Below are 19,729 nucleotides of genomic sequence, written 5' to 3' on the forward strand. Positions count from 1 at the left end.
GACACCGCGAGTGAGCGCAGCCACAACCGATCAACCCGAGAACGACGCCGCCTTGTTGCGGCGTTACCGGCGCGGTGACGCCGACGCCTTTGCCGTGCTCTATGCGCGGCATCGGCTCGGCCTTTTTCGTTTTCTTGCGGGCCTGTGCGGCGATGCCTCGCTGGCCGAGGAGATCTTCCAGGAAACCTGGCTGAGTCTGGTGCGCAGCGCCTCCGAACAGCAGCAGGCGTCGGTGCAGTTCCGCAGCTGGCTGTACCAGATCGCGCGCAACCGGCTCATCGACCACTGGCGCAAGCACGGCAAGCGCCAGGGGCTGCAGGATGTTTTTGACGAGCAGCTGCACGACAGCCCGGCGGACGAGCCGGGGCCGGAGCAGCAGCTTGATCTGAGTCGTGACCGCCAGCGTCTGCAGGCCGCTCTGGACGATCTGCCGCAGGAGCAGCGCGAGGTCTTTCTGCTGCGCGCCCACGGCGACATGGAGCTGCATGAGATCGCCGAGCTGACCCACACGCCGGCGGAAACCGTGAAAAGCCGGCTGCGCTATGCGTTGTCGAAGTTGCGTCGGCTATTGGCCGACCCGGCGCCGACCGAGGAGGTCTGCCGATGAACACCCCCAATCCGGAGCGTCTACCGGCCGAGCAGATGCTGCTCGAGCACTATCGCGCTCACGAGACCGGGCAACCGTCTGCCGAGCTGGACGCCATGATTCTTGCGGCAGCGCGTGAAGCGGTTGCGCCTGCACGTCCTTCGCTGCTGGCGCGCCTGCGCGATCTGTTACGCCGGCCGCAGCGCTTTGCCCTGGCCTTCGGCAGTCTGGCGAGCATGGCATTGGTGCTGGGTCTGGTGCTCAAGGGACTGCCGCAGGAGCCGAGCATCGATGATCGCCAGGTAGCACCGGTGCTGCGCGAAGAGCTGGGCGAGTCGCTGGCTGCGAAAAGGAAACAGGAACTACCACGCACCGCCGTGCCCAGCCCGGCTCCGCTGAATCGGGAAGCGGCACGCATGAGCGCTGCGCCAAGCGTGGAGGCGCTGGCCGATCAGCCGGCGGCTGCCGAGATCGCTGACGTCGACGCCGGCTACGCACCGCAGAGCATCAGAAAACCCCTGGTGCCGCCGCTGATCAGTGAGCTGGACGAAGTACTGAGCGAGGTCCTGCAGTTGCGCGAAAAGGGTCTGGACGAGGAAGCGCAGCAACTGCTGCAGGCCCTGCGCGAGGCGCATCCGCAGCTGGATCTGGATGCGCGACTGGAACAGCTGCAGCATCCCGATGGGCCATGAGTGACCGCAACAGGCGGCTGCTCGGATACCGCCGTCGGCGCGATGTGCGGATTGACCGGGCTGGGCGGACGCTCCGAGAGTCGCCCACCCGCTGCCGAGGCGCGTTTCGCGGCATGCACTGAACAGTGGATACCCACGCAAAAGGATTGCCTCCATGAGTGCCAGCCACGATTCCACCGATAGCGACGAACCGTTGGGTCGTCTGCTGCTCAGGCTGGCGGGCCATCTGATCCATCTGCTGGCGCCCATCGTGCTGGTCGCCATGCTGCCGTTGCCCTGGACGCTGGCAGCCATTGCGCTGCTGGTTCTGGCGCAGCTGCTATGCGTGTATCTGGGTGCGCGGCGTGTCGCTGACGAGGCGGGATTTTTACTGGTCACCGCCATTCTCGGTGCGGCTTTCCCCCTGGCGGCATGGTTTCCCGGTTGGTGGGGCGTGCCGGTGGCCGCCGTTGCGGTGCTGTTCGGTCTTGCCGCTTGCGCGACCCTGGCCCGCCGTCTGGGCCTTGCAACGATAACGCCTGAACCAGCCAGGGCCGCGGCACAGCGGGGCGCCAGTGCCTGGGGCGGAGGAGAACCGACGCTGACCCCTGAAGGCGAGCCGATTCGCCTGCTGGCTCGCGGCGAGATCGCCATGGGCGGGCCCAGCTACTGCGACTATCTGTTCGCCGACGGCGTGCTGCTGCAGGGGCTTGGCGGCTCGGCGCTGTTCTCCAATGACGGCCGCTACTTCGTGGCTCCCATCCCTTCGCGCCAGCGCTGGGGGCTGCTGGTGCTGGATCGACAGGCGCGCCTGGTCTATCGCTTCGTCGAGATCGACTGTTTCTGGGAGCTGGATGCCTTCGAGAAAAAACTGCTGGGACGCTGCAGCCCGCTTACCGACGACAAGACCTATGAGCTCGACCTGCGCGCGCTGCTGGCCCAGTCCACGGGAGTGGCACTGCGGGAGCTGGGCGATCTGTGGCTGGAGCCGGATGACGCCTGGCAGTTGCCGGACGCGCGCGATTATCCCGCCCCCGAAGGGCGTCAGCTGCATGCCGAGCCCTGGCTGCCGGCGTCGTTGCTGGCGCTGGACGATCCGCTGCAACCGTTGCGCCATCCGCTGCTGCGCCTGGCGCTTGACGGGCAGGACAGCGGCCTGCTGCTGGATGAGGCTGAAACGCCGGTCTGGGATGCCGGCGGCCTGCGCCTTGCCTGTCGCGCACAGGGTGGGGTGCAGCGTCATGGCGGTTACTGGTGCTGGCAGTCGCAACGGGGCTGGTGGGAGCTACCCCGGCCCTGGGTCGAGGCAGTCGGCGAGCCGGGTCTGCTGCTGGGCGCCGTCGAGGGGTTTGAGGAGGACGCGCTGCTGATCACCGCCGAGCTTGCCCTGGGCGAGCTGGATCAATTGCGGTTCGGCTACGGCCAGATGCAGGTGTACAGCCCCATCCAGGTGATCGACGGCCATGATGCGCGGGGCCGTGCCCAGCTGCGGGAGCGGGCGCTGCAGCGTCTGCAACTGGTGCTGCCCCTGCAGGCGAGCGCGACGGAGCGCGGCTGTTGCAGGATTCGTATCGCCACGCCGGCCGGGCAGCGACTCGAGCTGCGCTGGCTGCGCGACAGTGCCGACGGCCGGCTTGGTGCCTATGCCTGCGAACTGGATGGCAAGCGCTTGCCTGGTGAATGGCAGCTGAATGTGCGCACCGCGCAAGAGGGGCGCTATCTGGCCTTGCTGGCGTTTGCCGACGCGCCGGCCGCTGCAGGGGAGGTGGCCGTGCTGGATGTGCCACGGGCGCAGTTCTGGCAACTTGCGCTGAAGACCCCGCTGGGCCGACTGCTCGACTTCAGTGACATGCGGCTCTGTCTGAGCGAGGTGGTAGGCAGGCTCGACGACACCCTCGAGTCCACGCCGCTGCAGCGTTTCAATCGTCAGTCGCCGGGGCCGGCACGCGCCGCGGCGTTCCTTGCCGAGACCGAAGGCTCGAGGCTGTGCTATCGCGAGCGGCACCTGCAACTGACGGCCCAGGGGCTGCAGGTGCTGCCGCCCTGGCGTCTGGTCGATCGGCCGCAGGCGGCCAATGCCGAGGGTGATTTCGTCCTGCCCAGCCCGCCCGGCGACGATGCGGCCTGGCTGTTCGGTGCGCAAAGCGAGTATCGCGACAGCTACCCGCGTGAGCGGCACCCGCGTCAGGGCGGCTGTCTGCTGACGGCGTCCGGCGTCGCGCTGGCGGATCTGACGCCAGCGCTGGTCTGGTCGGCGGACGGGCGCTATCTGGTGGTGACCCGCCTGCGGGAGAGCGATGACTGGCATGACTTTGCGCCGCGGCGCATGCAGTGGGTGCCCTATCTGCTCGATGTCCGGGCCCGTTGCCTGTACGGTCCGGGGCCGGGTCTGGGCTGCATGCCGCTGTTCGAAGGCCTGGCGGGTGGTCGTCTGTCGCTGAGGGTATTCGACAGCGACTGGCAGGTGGATGAGGAAGCCGGCGCAGCCTGCGTGCTGGCGCTGGAGACAATGCTGGGCTGGCCTGTGCAAACACTCGGCGCCTGCGGCCGTCTCTGGCTCGAAACAGACGAACGGGCTCGCGCCGGACAATGGCTGCGCCTGGACGATGATCATCTGGATACATGGAGAGCGAAATGGACATGATGCAGCCGGCGTTACTGGCGGGACTTGGCACGATGCTGCTAATGCTGACCTGGGTCGGCGGGATCATTCTTGCGGCGGTCAAGTGGCGCAGCTGTCCGCGTGCGGCTGCGATCACCCTGACCTGCGCGCTGACGCTGCTGCTGTGGCAGATACTGAGCTTCCTGCTGACCCAGGGTATGTCGCGCTGGTTCGAGGATTCCACGTCGATGCTGGTCGGATTCCAGTTGGTCAATCTGCTCGGTTGTGTGGTTCATGCCGCGGTCTATGTGGGGTTGGGGTACGCGATCTTCGCCGGACGCGATGAACGTTCCGTCGGTTGATGGCCCAGACGATTTGCAAATGCTCCGCCGGCGGACCAGCATTTTGGCTGCTATCCGATATCCGGCGCTGCCGTCAGGCCGCGCCGCAGCCTGGGAATGATCGATGACTCACCTGCGAATCCTGGCCCTGGCGCTGGTCCTGAGCGGTTGCGAGGAGACTGCCGCGCCACCACAGGCCGCACCGGAACCAGCAGAACCCGCGCCAACGCCCACTACTCAGGAGGTAGAAGAGGCGCCAGCTCCTCCGGAGAGCTCGCCGCCGGCCAGGAAACCACCGGCGTCGCGTATCGCCGCCCCGGTGGTACCGAGCAGCCCGCCGACCGTGGCGGTTGTGCCCGGCAGCAAGGGACGCACGCAGACGCCGCCAGCGGAAGACGAAACAGAGCTGCGCCCCCTCGATCTGAGTCTGCCCGAAGAGCTGCTGGAGGCGGTCGAGCCGGGCGAGTCATTGCAGTTGGAGCCGGTGCTGCCGTCGCTCTTCGGACACGACATCAAGCGCGACTACCGCCTCAATGGCCGGTTGATCGAAAGCGACGACGGCGAGCACCTGGTCGAAGGTGCCGAACTGCGTCTGGAGATTCGTCGCTAGGCCGCGTCGGCGCTTGGCGAGGGGTGGCCCTGTGCTACACTCTCGCGCCTCTTCGTGCGCCGAATTCCAAGGAAAATCATGACCTTCAGGGCCTCCGAAAGCCTCGCCGGACAGATCGCCGGGCATCTTGCCGAGCGCATCATCCGTGGTGAGCTGAAGGCCGGCGAGCGCATTCAGGAGATCAAGGTCACCCAGAGCCTTAAGGTCAGCCGCGGCTCGGTGCGCGAGGCGCTGCTGATCCTCGAGCGGCGTCATCTGGTCGAGATATTGCCGCGTCGTGGCGCCCAGGTTGCAGCGCTCGATCCGCACAAGGTGCGCAGCCTCTATGACCTGATGATCCAGCTGTACATCCTGATGGCCCATGCAGTGGCGGACCGCTGGAGCAGCGCAGAGGACCTGCAGCCGATGCGCGAGATCCAGCGCGGTCTGCGCGAGAGCTGTGCGGCAGACGATGTCGACGCCTTCGTCGAACACAGCTTCAATGCCCTGCGCGCGGGCTACCCGTTCGCCGCCAACCCCTATCTGCAGGAAACCATCGAGAACCTGCGCCCGGCCATCGCCCGTACCTATCACCTGGCGCTGGAACAGCGGCGTAGCCAGATGAGTCTGTTCCTCGACGGCATGGTGACGCTGCTCGATGCCATCGAGGCGCGCGACAAACCACGGATCGCCGCCATCCTCGACAGCTATTGCCAACAGAACTGTCAGCTGGCGCTGGCTGCCCTGCAATCCCACTAGCGACAGGAAGCGCTGCATGCGGTTGAAGTGTATCAAGCTGGCCGGGTTCAAGTCGTTCGTCGACCCGACTACCGTCAACTTCCCCAGCAACATGGCTGCGGTGGTCGGGCCCAACGGCTGCGGCAAGTCCAACATCATCGATGCGGTGCGCTGGGTGATGGGCGAGAGCTCGGCGAAGAACCTGCGTGGCGAATCGATGACCGATGTCATCTTCAACGGCTCCAACACCCGCAAGCCGGTGACCCAGGCCTCGATCGAGCTGATCTTCGACAACAGCGACAACTCGCTGGTTGGCGAGTACGCCGCCTTTGCCGAGATATCGATCCGCCGCCGGGTCACCCGTGACGGGCAGAACACCTACTTCCTCAACGGCACCAAGTGCCGCCGCCGCGACATCACCGACATCTTCCTCGGCACCGGCCTGGGGCCGCGCAGCTATTCGATCATCGAACAGGGCATGATCAGCAAGCTGATCGAGGCCAAGCCCGAGGAGCTGCGCAACTTCATCGAGGAAGCGGCGGGGATCTCCAAGTACAAGGAGCGCCGCCGCGAGACCGAAAACCGCATCCGCCGCACTCACGAAAATCTGGCGCGTCTGTCCGACCTGCGCGAGGAACTGGAGCGCCAGCTCGAGCGTTTGCAGCGCCAGGCGCAGGCGGCGGAGAAGTACCAGCAGTACAAGGCCGAGGAGCGCCAGCTCAAGGCGCAGCTGTCGGCGTTGCGCTGGAGCGCGTTGAACCAGCAGGTCGGTGCGCGGGAAGCGGTCATCGGCGATCAGGAGGTCGCCTTCGAGGCGCTGGTGGCCGAGCAGCGCAATGCCGATGCCAGCATCGAGCGCCTGCGTGATGGTCACCACGAGTTGTCCGAGCGCTTCAACCAGGTGCAGGGTCGTTTCTACTCCGTGGGTGGCGATATCGCTCGCGTCGAGCAGAGCATTCAGCACGGCCAGCAGCGCCTGCGCCAGTTGCAGGATGACCTGCGCGAGGCCGAGCGCGCGCGTCTGGAGACCGAGTCGCATCTGGGACACGACCGCACCCTGCTGGCGACCCTCGGCGAGGAGCGGGCGATGCTCGAACCGGAGCTGGAAGAAGCCAACGCCGCCGCCGAGGAGCTGGCGGCACTGCTGGCCGAAGCCGAGGAAGCCATGGCTGCCTGGCAGGAGGAGTGGGATGGCTTCAGCCAGCGCAGCGCCGAGCCGCAGCGCCAGGCGCAGGTTCAGCAGTCGCGGATCCAGCAACTGGAGCAGACCCTCGAGCGCGTCGCCGAGCGTCAGCGGCGTCAGGGCGAAGAGCTTGCCCGGCTGGTGGCCGATCCCGAGGACGCGGCCCTGCTGGAGCTGGCCGAGCAACTGGCGGCCGGCGAGCTGGAACTGGAGGGTCTGCAGGTCGCCGAGAGCGATACCGTGCAGCGCCTGGAGCAACTGCGCGAAGACTTGCGCCAGGCGCTGACGACACAACAGCAGAGCCAGGGTGAACTGCAGCGCCTGGGGGGCCGCATCGCTTCACTGGAGGCGCTGCAGCAGGCGGCACTGGATCCTGGGCAGGGCACTCAGCAATGGCTGCGCGAGCAGCAGCTGGACCAGCGCCCACGCCTGGCCGAGGGCCTGCGCGTCGAGCCGGGCTGGGAGCAGGCGGTGGAAGCGGTGCTGGGCGCCGATCTGCAGGCGGTGCTGGTCGAGGATTTCGCAGGGCTGGCACTGGAGGATTTCCAGCAGGGCGATCTGCGCCTGGTCAGCACTGCGGCGCAGTTGTCAGGCAGTGCCGGCAGCCTGCTGGACAAGGTCGAGGCGCCCTTTGATCTGAGTCCCTGGCTGGCCCGCGTGCGCGCGGTCGAGACCCTGGACGCGGCGCTGACCGCGCGCGCTGCGCTGGGCGAGGGCGAAAGCCTGGTCAGCCGTGATGGCTACTGGGTCGGTCGACATTTTCTGCGGGTGCGCCGCGCCAGTGGTGCCGACAGCGGCATGCTGGCGCGGGGGCAGGAGCTGGAGAACCTGCAGCTGGAGCGCGAATCGCTGGAAGAGGCCCTTGTCGCCAGCGAAGCGGCGCTGGATGAACTGCGCGTGCGGCAGCGGGGCGAGGAAGAGAGTCGCGACCGCCAGCTGCGTCAGTTGCAGGACGAGGCGCGGCGTCTGGCCGAGCTCAAGGCGCGCCTCTCGGCCGGCCAGGCGCGCGCCGAGCAGCTCGGCCTGCGTCGCCGTCAGCTCGAGGAAGAGTGCGCCGAGCTCGCCCAGCAGCGTGAGCAGGAGCAGGAGCAGTTGGGCGAGGCGCGGGCACTGCTGGAACAGGCACTGGATGCCATGGCCAGCGACAGCGAACGTCGGGAGGCTCTGCTGGGGCGTCGCGACGGCCTGCGTGAACGCCTCGACCGCACCCGGCAGGAGGCCCGGCAGCATAAGGATCACGCGCACCAACTGGCGGTACGCCTGGGCTCGCTCAAGGCCCAGCACGACTCAACGCGTCAGGCCCTGGAGCGCCTGGAGTTGCAGTTCGAGCGCGCCATCGAGCGCCGCGAGCAGCTCAACCTGAACCTGGAGGAGGGCGAGGCACCGCTGGAAGAGCTGCGCCTGAAGCTGGAGGAGCTGCTCGACCGGCGCATGGGCGTGGAGGAAGAGCTGCGCCTGGCGCGCCTGGCCCTGGACGATGCCGACCGCGAGCTGCGTGACGCCGAGAAACGCCGCACCCAGGCCGAGCAGCAGGCCCAGCTGTTGCGTGGTCAGCTGGAGAAGCAGCGCCTCGACTGGCAGACCTTGAACGTGCAGCGCAAGGCCCTGGCGGATCAACTGGCCGAGGACAACTACGACCTGCACGGCGTCCTCGCCAGCTTGCCCGCCGAGGCCAGCGAGGCGGCCTGGGCCGAACAGCTGGAGCAGCTTTCCGGCCGCATCCAGCGCCTGGGAGCGATCAACCTGGCGGCGATCGACGAATACCAGCAGCAATCCGAGCGCAAACGCTATCTGGATGCACAGAACGACGACCTGGTCGAGGCGCTGGAAACCCTGGAAAACGTCATCCGCAAGATCGACCGGGAAACCCGCAACCGCTTCAAGGACACCTTCGATCAGATCAACGCCGGCCTGCAGGCACTGTTTCCCAAGGTCTTCGGTGGTGGCAACGCCTACCTGGAGCTGACTGGCGAAGACCTCCTCGACACCGGCGTAACCATCATGGCGCGCCCGCCGGGCAAGAAGAACAGCACCATTCACCTGCTTTCCGGCGGCGAGAAGGCGCTTACCGCGCTGGCCCTGGTGTTCGCCATCTTCCAGCTCAATCCGGCGCCGTTCTGCATGCTCGACGAAGTCGATGCGCCGCTGGATGACGCCAACGTCGGACGCTACGCACGACTGGTCAAGGAGATGTCGGCGACGGTGCAGTTCATCTACATCACCCACAACAAGATCGCCATGGAAATGGCCGATCAGCTGATGGGCGTGACCATGCATGAACCGGGCTGTTCACGGCTGGTTGCGGTGGACGTCGAGGAGGCCTTGGCGCTGGTCGATGCCTGATACGACGAACGGTGTAAAGTTGCCTTTCGTCGTGCTAGGTTAGGCCCAATTTTTTAGCTGCCCCGGCGTGTTTCCTCCGTCCATGGGCATTTCGCAAGAATTTCACGGCTCTGGGCTTGTCCATTGCCGGTCATCTATTCAAGGGGTCACAGGAATTTCATGGATATCGGTCTGCGCGATTGGCTCATTGTCATCGGCATCATCGTCATCGTCGGCATTCTGTTTCACGGCTGGATGAGCATGCGCGGTGGCAAGGGCAAGCTGAAGTTCAAGCTCGACCGCAGCTTCTCCAATCTGCCGGACGACGACGGCGATCCCGATCTGCTCGGCCCGGCCAGGGTGGTGGAGCGCCACCAGGAGCCGGCGCTGGATGAAGATGACCTGCCTTCCATGAGTGCTCGCGAGCTGAATCGCCGGCGTGGCGGCGAGCCGCAGCAGGGTGATCTCAACCTGGGCGCCGACGAGCCTGTGCCGACCCTGCTCAATCCCGTCGATGAGGGTGAAGCGGAGGTCGGCGAAAGCCAGGCCGCGCAAGCCGAACAGCTGCCGGTCGAGGAAGTCCTGGTGATCAACGTGATCGCCCGCGGAGAAGGCGGCTTCAAGGGTTCCGCGCTGCTGCAGAACATCCTCGAAAGCGGTCTGCGTTTTGGCGAGATGGACATCTTCCACCGCCACGAGAGCATGGCCGGCAACGGCGAGATCCTTTTCTCCATGGCCAATGGCGTCAAGCCGGGCACCTTCGACCTGGACGACATCGAGCACTTCAGCACCCGCGCGGTGAGCTTCTTCCTCGGCATGCCGGGGCCACGCCATCCCAAGCAGGCCTTCGATCTGATGATCGCCGCCGCGCGCAAGCTCTCCCACGAGCTGGACGGCGAACTCAAGGACGACCAGCGCAGCGTGATGACCGCGCAGACCATCGAACACTATCGCCAGCGCATCGCCGAGTTCGAGCGTCGGCAACTGACCCATAAACGCTAGAACGCAGCGGCAAGCTGCCAGCCTCAAGTTGCAAGCCGTGCGCTTGGCTTGGGGCTTTTTCGTTCTTGCCGCTGGAAGCTTGCTGCTTGAGGCTTTTTTCGCATGACCAACCCCGCCGAACGCATCGCCGCACTTCGCACCGAACTCGACGAACACAACTACCGCTACTACGTGCTTGACGAGCCGAGCATCCCCGACGCCGAGTACGACCGCCTGTTTCGCGAGCTGCAGGCGCTGGAGGCCGAGCACCCCGAACTGGTGACGCCCGAATCGCCGACCCAGCGGGTGGGGGGCGAGGCGCTGGCGGCGTTCGGCCAGGTCCGTCACGAGGTGCCGATGCTCAGCCTCGGCAATGCCTTCGAGGAGCAGGACCTGTTCGACTTCGACCGCCGCGTGCGTGAGGGGCTGGATCTGCCGGCGGGCGATCTGTTTGGCGGCGGCAGCGAAGTCGAATACAGCTGCGAACCCAAGCTCGATGGCCTGGCAGTCAGCCTGCTGTATCAGGACGGTCAGCTGGTGCGCGGCGCAACCCGTGGCGACGGCACCACCGGCGAGGACATCAGCGCCAATGTGCGCACCGTGCGTAACATTCCGCTGCGCCTCAAGGGCGAGGGCTGGCCGCAGATGCTTGAAGTGCGCGGCGAGGTGTATATGCCCAAGGCCGGCTTCGAGGCGCTCAACGCACGTCAGGTCGAGGCGGGCGGCAAGACCTTTGCCAACCCGCGCAATGCCGCGGCCGGCAGCCTGCGCCAGCTCGATCCGAAGATCACCGCCAGCCGTCCGCTGGAGTTCTGCTGCTACGGCATCGGCCAGGTCAGCGAGGAGCTGGCCGAGACCCAGGTCGGCATGCTGGAGCAGTTGCGTGGATGGGGCATACCCATCAGTCGCGAGCTGAAGCTGGCGCGCGGCGCCGAGCAGTGCCTGGCCTACTACGGCGACATAGGTGCGCGCCGCGAGCAGCTGGCCTATGACATCGACGGTGTGGTGTACAAGGTCAACCGCCGCGCCGACCAGCGCCAACTTGGCTTTCGCGCGCGTACGCCGCACTGGGCGGTGGCGCACAAGTTTCCCGCCCAGGAAGAAGTCACCGAGCTGCTCGACGTCGAGTTCCAGGTCGGCCGCACCGGTGCGGTGACGCCGGTGGCACGGCTCAGGCCGGTCAAGGTCGCCGGGGTGATGGTCGCCAACGCGACCCTGCACAACATGGACGAAGTGGCGCGGCTGGGCCTGATGATCGGTGACAGCGTGATCATTCGCCGTGCCGGCGACGTGATTCCCCAGGTCATGCAGGTCGTGCTGGAGCGCCGCCCGGCACAGGCGCGGGCGGTGCAGATACCCCAGCAGTGCCCGGTCTGCGGCTCGGCGGTGGAGCGCACCCAGCTGGTCAGGCGCAGCAAGGGTCGCGAATCGCTCAGTGAGGGTTCGATCTATCGCTGCTTCGGCCGACTCAGCTGTCAGGCGCAGCTCAAGCAGGCAATCATCCATTTCGTCTCACGGCGGGCGATGGACATCGACGGCCTCGGCGACAGGATCGTCGAGCAGCTGGTCGACACCGGGCTGGTCGCCTCGCCGGCCGATCTCTACACCCTGACCTACGAGCAGGTGGTCGCGCTGGAAGGCTTTGCCGAGGTGTCCGCGCGCAAACTCCTGGCGGCCATCGATGCGAGTCGCAGCCCAAGTCTGGCGCGCTTCATCTATGCCCTCGGCATTCCCGATGTCGGCGAGGAAACCGCCAAGCTGCTGGCCCGCGCGCTGGGCAGTCTGACGCGCATCGAGAAAGCGCTGCCCGAGGTTCTGGTGTGGCTGCCGGACATCGGTGCCGAAGTCGCCCACGAGATCCACAGCTTCTTCGAGGACGCGCACAACCAGGCCGTCATCGGTGCGCTGCTGGCGCGCGGGGTACAGCTGCAGGAGCAGGGCGATCTGCATGCCGAGTTCGCCGCCTGTGCAAGCTTTGCCGAATTCATCAACCGACTGCAGATTCCCTTTGTCGCCAGCACCGGGGCGCGGACGCTGGCCGAACGCTGTGCCGGCCTGCCGGAGCTGATTGCACTGAGCCAGGACTGGCTCGATCTGAACCAGCTCAAGGGGCTCAACGAGAAGGCGCGGCAGTCACTGCGCGACTTCTTTGCCGAACCCGCCAACCAGGCGCGGGCGCAAGCCATCGAGGCGCAGCTGCGTGACTTCGGTATGCACTGGCAAAGCGAAAGGAAAGTTGCCGAAGGTCTGCCGCTGGCAGGGCAGACCTGGGTGTTGACCGGCAGCCTGGAAAGCATGAGTCGCGATCAGGGCAAGGCGCGCCTGGAAGCGCTGGGTGCCAAGGTGGCGGGCTCGGTGTCGGCGAAGACTCACTGCGTGGTCGCAGGCCCCGGTGCGGGTTCGAAGCTGACCAGGGCGCAGGAGCTGGGGGTTGCGGTGCTGGACGAGGAGGCCTTCATCGTCCGGCTGGCGACGCTGGAGGCGGCTGGCTGAGCGAAGGTGGCGCCGGCTGGACAGGCGCCACGGTGGTGATGATCAGTTGAGGCTGTCGCTCAGGGCCTTGGCGGGAACGAACTTGACCACCTTCTTGGCGGCGATCTGGATGCTCTTGCCGGTCTGCGGATTGCGGCCGGTGCGCGCCGGGCGGTCGCCGACCTTGAGCTTGCCGATGCCCGGCAGAGTCAGTTCGCTACCGTTCTCGAGGGTGTCGGCAACCACTTCGCTCAATTGGTCGAGTACAGCGCGGACCTTGGCCTTGGGCAGGTCGACGGCATCGGCGATATCGGAAATCAGCTGGTCTTTGGTCATCGGGTGAAACTCCCTTGCTGCTCGTGTTGGATGAAGTGCCAGGCTGTGGCGGGGAAACGGGCCCATGCACGCTAGCACAAGATCGGCTCAGCGAAGTGCGACACCCAGACACAGGCTCAACTGTCTGCCGCTGTGCGGATCGAAACGGCAGGGCGGCAGCGCTGGCGACTGCAGCCAGAGCAGCCAGGCACAGTACCCGCCGATGAACAGCAGAACTACCGCCGCGATCCAGGCAGCTCGCCCGCTGCGCAAAGGTGCTGCAGGCAGCAGCCAGAGTGCGGTGATCGCGCAGACGGCCAGTAGCGCGACGGTCAGCCCGCCATCACTGACGAGCAATGCTGGCAGGTCCCGGTGCAGCATGACCGTTCGTATCGCCAGCGTACCCAGCACCAGCGTCGTCAGCAGGCGCGCCGGTCCCAGGCGCAACCAGCCGGCGAGCAGCAACAGCGCGCAGCACAGCAGCGGCAGGAACACTGAAAGTCCGCTCGCCCAGCCGCCGAGCAGCGTGCCGCTGGTGGTGGGGGCGAAGCCGCTGGACAATGCCAGCAGGCAAAGTGGCAACAGCCCGAGCAGGCAGAGCAGATGCCAGGCCAGGGGCATGTCGGAGCGGTGCAGGCGGTAAAGCGCGAACATGCGCACATTCCCTGTGAAAAAGCCCGGAAAGCCTAACAGGATGTGTCTGGCGCGGCCATTTCGGCGATGCGGAACGAGCGTCTTTGTTAGACTCCCGCGCTTTGCCGCAGGGGCCTGCAGTGCCGTTGCCTCGGATAAATCATCACAGGGACTCTCGTGAAGCTGCTCAGCCCCGCTCTTTTCTGCTCGTTTCTCTTCCTGTCCGCCTGCGGCAGCGACGAGGTGTCTTTCCGCCCGGACAAGGGCGACAGCCGCCAGTACCAGCTCTACACCAAGAGTCAAATGAGCCTGGAGGCGGGCGGGACTCGACAGAGCAGAACGGATCTCGGGTCGCTGCTGGTGACCTACGAGATCGAGGAAGTCCGGCCTCATCTGCGCATGCTGGTGCGCGCGGATTATCTGCAGCTGAAAATGCCTGGCCGCACCATCTCCAGCAGCGACCGGGATGAGTCCGACCCGCAGTTCAGGGAGCTGATGGCGGAGGGCATCGAGTTCGACATCGACCTCGACAGCGGCGCGCTGCTGGACATCCGAGGTCGCCATCGCGAGCACTGGGACGCGCTGATCAAGGAGGGCGGCGAGCGCTTCGTCAGCGAGATGCGCAAGCAACTTAATACGCCGGCGCTGCTGGAGCGAATCCCTGCCAAGGTGGGCGCTGAACTCAAGCTGAGTAGTTTCCAGGGCAGCGAAGATCTGCTGTTGCGGGTTGAAGAGGTGAGCGACGAAGAAGTCCTCGCCAGCATTCAGCTCGATGGCGAGCAAGCCCGTGCTTACGGCTATCTGCGTCTGGAGCGCAACAGCGGCTGGCTGCGGCGCCTGGCGATGGTGGCCGAGCAGCCGTTCGATGAGTACGGCTTTCGTGGAACCACACGTACGCAGTTTCTGATGCTGCCCGCCGAGCAGGGCGTGCCTCTGTCTTCGCTGGACGTCTATGGCTGGGACGAGCCGGACGCAGAAGGGTTCATCTTTCCCGCCTGGGAGGAGCAGTCCGCGGAGCTACCGGCTGAGCCGGCCAGCGAAGCGCAGGTGTTCCCTAGTGATGTCGGCAGCATCGAGTATTACGAGAACGTTCGGCTCGAGTATCTGCATGCGCTGGACAAGACCGCCGGACATCTGGAATTTCGTCGGCTGCAGGCGCTGGATGACCAGGGCGAGCCACTCGATCTGCAGTTGTTCGGGGCCACCTGGGGGATGACCCGGAGTTCCCGGCCGGGCGAGGGCGCGCGCACCATGGCGGTCTACCTGCCGCTTGGCTGGCAGGATACCCAGGAGAAGCTGGAGGCGTTGCAGCAGATTCGCCTGCAGGCGGACTATTTCCCCTACCTGCCCGAGCGCCTGGAACTGCCGGTGGACCCGCAGCGGTCCAGCAGGCTGGAACTCGATGGCGCCGGTATCGAGCTGAGCCCGACCGGCAATCCGGGCGAGTTCATTCTCTCGTTCAGTGCTTCCGAAAAGGCATTCTTCAGCATGGCGGTCGAAGGGCTCACCGGGGCCCAGGGCTGGCTGCATGTCGAATCGCCGCCAGCGGACTGGCTGACACTGGATGATGCGCGGTTGTTGCGTTCGGTCGCCGCTGAAAGTGGCGGCTGGCGCTACCGGGTGAAGTTCGCAGACGATGTCCCCAAGGTGTTGGGTGTGCATCTGCTGCGACGCCAGGCCGAGGCACAATTCAGTCGCGAACTGCAGTTCCTTTCGGGCGAGGCGCAGTATGACCGGCTGGATCTTGCGCCACAGGCAAGCTACTACCTGCACGCGGACCCGAGCGAGCAGATACAGCCGGTGGCCGCACCTTTCGATCTGCAGACGCTGGCGCTGGAAGACGCCGAGCTCAATCGGTTGCGTCTGACGCTGACGACGGAGCAGGCCGCCCTTTGTCAGTTGCAGGTACTGGATGCGCCGAGCGAGGCGGGGCATGCGTTGACCTTTCTGCAGGCGCCGGCAGAAAGGGATTACAGCGGCGGTCTGCAGTTGCCGGCCACCCAGCAGTGGCAGCTGCGTACCGATGATGGCGTGCGTCAGTATTTCTACGGCATCGAGCTGCGCGCACAGCTGCGCTGTAGCGGTCGTGCCAGCTGGAACGAGGTCGAGTTCGAACTCGGCGAGCGCCCCTGGCTGATCGACCCGCGACGCCTGCCCGGCTACGTCGACGAGCCGGGGCAGCGCGCCGCGAGCTTCCTGAGTCGCTACCGCTTCGTCGACGAGAGCGGCAGGGCTCTGACGTTGTTGCCGGCGACCTCGCAGCAGCAGGGCCTGGATGTCGGCATCGCAGCCTTGAGTGAATACCTGACCGAGGAAGGTCTGCTGCGCCTGGCGGGTACGCCGGTGCGCGTGGAGCAGTTGCGCAGCGACGGCGAGCCCCTCGAGAAAACCTGGACCACACGACTGGCACCGCTGCCATGAGGAGCGTCGGCATGATCCGCAAATACCTGGCGCTGCTGTTGCTGCTGCCGAGCCTGGCAATGGCTGAACGTCAGTGGCTGGACGCCAGCTTCGAGCCGGTCGAGGAAAGCGAGGCCAGCTTCTACATGGAGCAGGCGCCGCAGCAGCAGGGTGATGGCTGGCCGGTCAAGGTCTACTACCGCGAGGGTGGTCTGCGTCTTGAGGGCGTTCTCGACGGTCCGGATCTGGTTGACGACGGCCTGGTCGGGCCATACCGCTTCTACCACGCCAACGGTGCGCTGCAGGAGCAGGCCAGCCGCGACGATCAGAATCGCTACCACGGGGAGCTGCTGTCCTATCACGACAATGGTCAGCTGCGTTTCCGCCAGAACTACCGGCACGGCACGCTGCATGGCGAGTTCAGCGAGTATCACGACAACGGCCAGCTGGAGAGCCGCACCGAGCTCGTCGATGGCAAGCGCCGGGATGGCGAGTGCCTGCACTATGACGCGCAGGGACGCTTGGCGGCGCGGCATTTCTACCAGGATGACAAGCTCGAAGGCCCGGCCGAACGCTATCGGGAGGGCGTTCTGCTGTCGCGCGAACACTATCGTAGTGGTGTGCTCGAAGGGCTCAAGCAGAGCTTTCATGCCGATGGCAGCAAGTCCAGTGAGCACAGCCTGAAGAATGACCGCATCGAAGGTCTGGAGCGTCGCTGGCACGCCAACGGCAAGCTCTTTCTTGAAAGCAGCTACCGCCAAGGCAAGCAGCATGGTGCCTTTCGCCGCTTCGACGAGGCCGGCGTCCTGGTGGAGGAAGCCGAGTATCGCAACGGCATCAAGGTGGGGGTAAATCGTGACTATTTTCCTTCTGGTGCGTTGCGCAAGGAGGAGACTCTCGATGACAAGGGGCAGCGGCAACGCCAGGAGCAGTTCGACGAACAGGGCAATCGCCTGTCGCTTGAACTACGTGAAAGCGGTACGCATGGCGTGCACCTGCGCAGCGAGACGTATCGCCTAGACGGCAGCCTGGAGAGTCGCCTGCAGAAGACGCTCGACGGACGCTGGGAGTTGCGCGAAGCCTTCGCCGAGGACGGCAGTCAGATCGAGCGCTATGAAGAGCGCCAGGGTCGCTCCCATGGCTTGCGGTTGAGCGTCGGCTGGCAGGGCGAACGACGCGAGGAGCACTTCCGCGAGGGTCGGCGCGAAGGCCTGTTCAAGGTCACCAGCCGCACGGGCGAGGTGATCGAACAGGGGCGGTACCGTGCCGACAACAAGGTGGGCGAATGGCTTCAGGTAGACGCCCTGGTGCGCCGCACCGAAAACTACGATCAGCAGGGTCGTCTGCATGGCGAACAGCGTAGCGAGACCGTGGCGGGTGAACTGCTACAGCGCGGACACTATCGCAATGGCCTGCGTCATGGCCGCGCCGAGTACTACGAGGCAGGCAAACTGGTCGAAGCGGGTGAGTATCGCGACGACAAGCCCGACGGCGTCTGGCGCCAACGCCTCTACGACGGCCTGAACTGGCATGGCAGCTACCGCAAGGGATTGCAGGTTGGCATCTGGCGGGCCCTGTCGGCCGAAGGTTATCTAATGGCCAGCGCCCGCTACGATGATCAGGGCCGTCCAACGGGCACGCACTACAGCTTCGAGGTGGACGGCGGGCTGGCGCGGGTGGATCGCTATCGCGACGGCCGCCAGCACGGGCTCAGTGAGTACTTCGCCGGCGGGCGACGCTTCATGGTCATGGAGTACGACGAGGGAATACTGCTCGAGACGCGTCGCGACGAAGACTAGGTGTCAGGGTGCGCCTTCAGCGAGACGGCGGTATTCAAGTTCGCAGCTATGCTGGTCGATACAAGAACACTGCCTTCTCTGCCGGAGCACGTCCATGTTTCGCTTGTTCACCGATCTCGCCTTTCGCTGGAAGATCGCCCTGCCGATCATTTGTCTGGCCATCCTGCTGATCCTGATGGGTGTGCTGGGCATGCGCGGCATCGATCAGGGTGTCGACTCCAGTACCCGCCTCACCAACCGTTATCTGCCTGCCATCAGCGTCCTGCTGAATGCCGACCGTGACCTCTATCAGGCGTTCGTCGCCGAGCGCAGCATGCTCGGCGAGGGCAGTCAGACGCATATTCAGGCGCTGCGGGCGTCGCACGCGGAAAACCTCCAGCAGGCCTACGAGCGCGTGCACAAGTACGCGGCGATGCAGCCGGGGGAGGAGGCGCTGCGTCTGGTCGCGGAATTTGATCGCGGTTATGCGCGCTGGAAAGAGCTTTCCCTGCAGGTGGTGCAACTGAGCCAGACCGACCCTGCGGCAGCCAGCCAACTGAGCTTCGGCGAGAGCGAGGCGGCGTTCGACGCCATGCGCGGCGCGATAGACAAACTCGGCGAGCTGGAGGATTCGGCGGCCGGACGCGAGGGTAGCGAGGCGATTGCCGAAGGTCAGTCCAATCGTTTCCAGCAAGGCGCCATCGTCCTCGTTGGCGTGCTGGGCTGTCTGGTTCTGGTAATCGGTTTCCCGGCGCTGGTGATTCGTCCGATGCATCGTCTGCTGCATCGCATCGAACAGATCGCCGAAGGTGATGGTGATCTTCGAGTGCGTGTCGAAGTTACTTCCGCCGACGAGTTGGGCCAGCTGGGCGATGCCTTCAACCGCTTTCTCGACAAGCTGCAGCCCTTGATTGCCGAGGTGGGTCGGGTTACCGGCGAGGTGGCCGAGTCGGCGCGCGGCATGGCCGACATGGCAGCGGCCAATGACCGGCTGATCAATGACGAGCACGTAGCGGTAGATCAGGTGACCACTGCCGCCACCGAGATGAGCGCTGCGGTGCATGAGGTCGCCCGCAATGCGCAGAACGCCGCGGATGCCGCGCGCGATGCCGAAGCGCAATCGCGGGAAGGTGCTCAGGTCGTCAGTGCGACCATTCACTCGATTCGCGAACTGGCACGCGAGGTGGAGGGCGCGTCCGACACCATTCGCACCCTGGAGCAGGAAACCTCGAGCATTGGCGCGGTGCTGGAAGTGATCCGGGGCATTGCCGAGCAGACCAACCTGCTGGCATTGAACGCCGCCATTGAGGCAGCTCGAGCCGGCGAGCAGGGCCGTGGTTTCGCCGTCGTCGCTGACGAAGTCCGCGCCCTGGCGGCGCGTACCCAGGAGTCGACCAAGGACATTCAGCAGCGCATCGAGCGTCTGCAGAGCGGCGTGCAGCAGGCGGTCAAGGCCATGCAGAGTGGTAGTGGCAAGGCGCGCGCCAGCGTCGAACAGGCCGCCGGCGTGGATCAGGCGCTGAGCGTCACCGGTGACTCGGTGCAGCGGATCAACGACATGGCCGCGCAGATCGCCACCGCCTGCGAGGAGCAGAGCAGCGTGACCGAAGAGATCGCGCGCAACATCAGCGACATCAGTGACCTGTCCAACCAGGCGGCGAAGATGTCCGAGCAGGGCGCCCGCGCCAGCCAGAATCTTTCGGAGGCCTCGCGCAACCTGGCGCAACTGGTCGGACGTTTTCGCGTCTGACCCGGGCACCAGTCGCGCCGATCCGTGGGTTGCAGGCAAGTGCCTGGTGCGGCTCGCATTTTCACCCGGCAGGCGGTTGTAACTTGTCTGCAAGCCGGTACAATGGCGCGGCCCACCGTCAGGTGGGCTTCGTTATGGTGGCCCTTCCGGTCCCCCCGCAATGATTAACCGTGAACCTGGTCAGGCCCGGAAGGGAGCAGCCACAGCGGTGACATCGTGTGCCGGGGTGTGGCTGGCGGGGCCATCTCCATTTTGGGGTGGAGAGTTGTCGGGCCTGTCCGTTGCGGGCGCACCTGATATCGCGCTGCCTTGCGACGGATTGATACGGCAGGCCGGTTTCTGCCACGCGCAGATCGCTGGCAGCGCAG

Annotated in this window: 14 protein-coding genes, 1 other RNA gene and 1 pseudogene; 14 read left to right on the forward strand and 2 right to left on the reverse strand. The window is 65.6% G+C overall.

What is annotated here, in order from left to right:
• Positions 1-10 precede the first annotated feature (10 nt).
• The 9 genes from DBO85_RS14590 (at position 11) to ligA (ending at position 12,506) form a co-directional block, all read left to right on the forward strand.
• Positions 11-607, forward strand: coding sequence for an RNA polymerase sigma factor (locus DBO85_RS14590; protein WP_108107988.1), 597 nt, complete (start codon positions 11-13; stop codon positions 605-607).
• Positions 604-1,278, forward strand: a complete 675-nt coding sequence (locus tag DBO85_RS14595; protein ID WP_108107989.1) for a hypothetical protein — start codon at positions 604-606, stop codon at positions 1,276-1,278. Before DBO85_RS14590 ends, DBO85_RS14595 begins: the two co-directional genes overlap by 4 nt.
• A gap of 154 nt (positions 1,279-1,432) precedes the next feature.
• The gene (locus DBO85_RS14600) at positions 1,433-3,901 is read left to right on the forward strand and encodes a hypothetical protein (protein WP_108107990.1); all 2,469 of its coding nucleotides are present in this window, start codon (positions 1,433-1,435) and stop codon (positions 3,899-3,901) included.
• Entirely contained in the window at positions 3,892-4,221 is a 330-nt protein-coding gene (locus DBO85_RS14605) for a hypothetical protein (RefSeq protein ID WP_108107991.1), read from the forward strand. The genes DBO85_RS14600 and DBO85_RS14605 overlap by 10 nt, the downstream gene beginning before the upstream one ends.
• A 103-nt stretch (positions 4,222-4,324) precedes the next feature.
• Complete coding sequence (locus tag DBO85_RS19145) at positions 4,325-4,810, forward strand: hypothetical protein (protein ID WP_146168213.1); 486 nt, start codon at positions 4,325-4,327, stop codon at positions 4,808-4,810.
• 78 nt (positions 4,811-4,888) lie between these two features.
• Positions 4,889-5,548 (forward strand): GntR family transcriptional regulator, encoded by a 660-nt coding sequence (locus tag DBO85_RS14615; protein ID WP_108107993.1) that lies wholly within the window; start codon positions 4,889-4,891, stop codon positions 5,546-5,548.
• A 16-nt stretch (positions 5,549-5,564) separates the two neighbouring features.
• The gene (gene smc, locus DBO85_RS14620; RefSeq protein ID WP_108107994.1) at positions 5,565-9,053 is read left to right on the forward strand and encodes a chromosome segregation protein SMC; all 3,489 of its coding nucleotides are present in this window, start codon (positions 5,565-5,567) and stop codon (positions 9,051-9,053) included.
• Positions 9,054-9,212: 159 nt separating this feature from the next.
• The gene (gene zipA, locus DBO85_RS14625) at positions 9,213-10,034 is read left to right on the forward strand and encodes a cell division protein ZipA (protein ID WP_108107995.1); all 822 of its coding nucleotides are present in this window, start codon (positions 9,213-9,215) and stop codon (positions 10,032-10,034) included.
• Between the two features lie 102 nt (positions 10,035-10,136).
• Positions 10,137-12,506, forward strand: a complete 2,370-nt coding sequence (gene ligA / locus DBO85_RS14630; protein ID WP_108107996.1) for an NAD-dependent DNA ligase LigA — start codon at positions 10,137-10,139, stop codon at positions 12,504-12,506.
• 42 nt (positions 12,507-12,548) lie between these two features.
• On the opposite strand, the gene DBO85_RS14635 is transcribed toward ligA, so the two are convergent.
• A complete protein-coding gene (locus tag DBO85_RS14635; RefSeq protein WP_108107997.1) occupies positions 12,549-12,821 on the reverse strand; it encodes an HU family DNA-binding protein in 273 nt (90 codons plus the stop codon).
• 87 nt (positions 12,822-12,908) lie between these two features.
• Complete coding sequence (locus tag DBO85_RS14640) at positions 12,909-13,454, reverse strand: hypothetical protein (protein ID WP_108107998.1); 546 nt, start codon at positions 13,452-13,454, stop codon at positions 12,909-12,911.
• Between the two features lie 156 nt (positions 13,455-13,610).
• On the opposite strand from DBO85_RS14640, the gene DBO85_RS14645 reads away from it, so the two are divergent.
• The 5 genes and pseudogenes from DBO85_RS14645 (at position 13,611) to ffs (ending at position 19,602) form a co-directional block, all read left to right on the forward strand.
• A complete protein-coding gene (locus DBO85_RS14645) occupies positions 13,611-15,854 on the forward strand; it encodes a hypothetical protein (protein WP_108107999.1) in 2,244 nt (747 codons plus the stop codon).
• A gap of 11 nt (positions 15,855-15,865) precedes the next feature.
• Positions 15,866-17,632, forward strand: a complete 1,767-nt coding sequence (locus DBO85_RS14650; protein WP_158268900.1) for a toxin-antitoxin system YwqK family antitoxin — start codon at positions 15,866-15,868, stop codon at positions 17,630-17,632.
• A 94-nt stretch (positions 17,633-17,726) separates the two neighbouring features.
• Positions 17,727-18,503, forward strand: a pseudogene (locus DBO85_RS19745) (MCP four helix bundle domain-containing protein); the annotation flags it as partial.
• Positions 18,504-18,581: 78 nt separating this feature from the next.
• Positions 18,582-19,361 (forward strand): methyl-accepting chemotaxis protein, encoded by a 780-nt coding sequence (locus DBO85_RS19750; RefSeq protein ID WP_407681479.1) that lies wholly within the window; start codon positions 18,582-18,584, stop codon positions 19,359-19,361.
• Between the two features lie 144 nt (positions 19,362-19,505).
• Positions 19,506-19,602: signal recognition particle sRNA small type (ffs, locus tag DBO85_RS14660), an RNA gene on the forward strand.
• The last annotated feature ends 127 nt before the right edge of the window (positions 19,603-19,729 follow it).

Origin of the sequence: Pseudomonas mangrovi (assembly GCF_003052585.1) — a bacterium.
In the GTDB taxonomy this organism is placed as follows: domain Bacteria; phylum Pseudomonadota; class Gammaproteobacteria; order Pseudomonadales; family Pseudomonadaceae; genus Aquipseudomonas; species Aquipseudomonas mangrovi.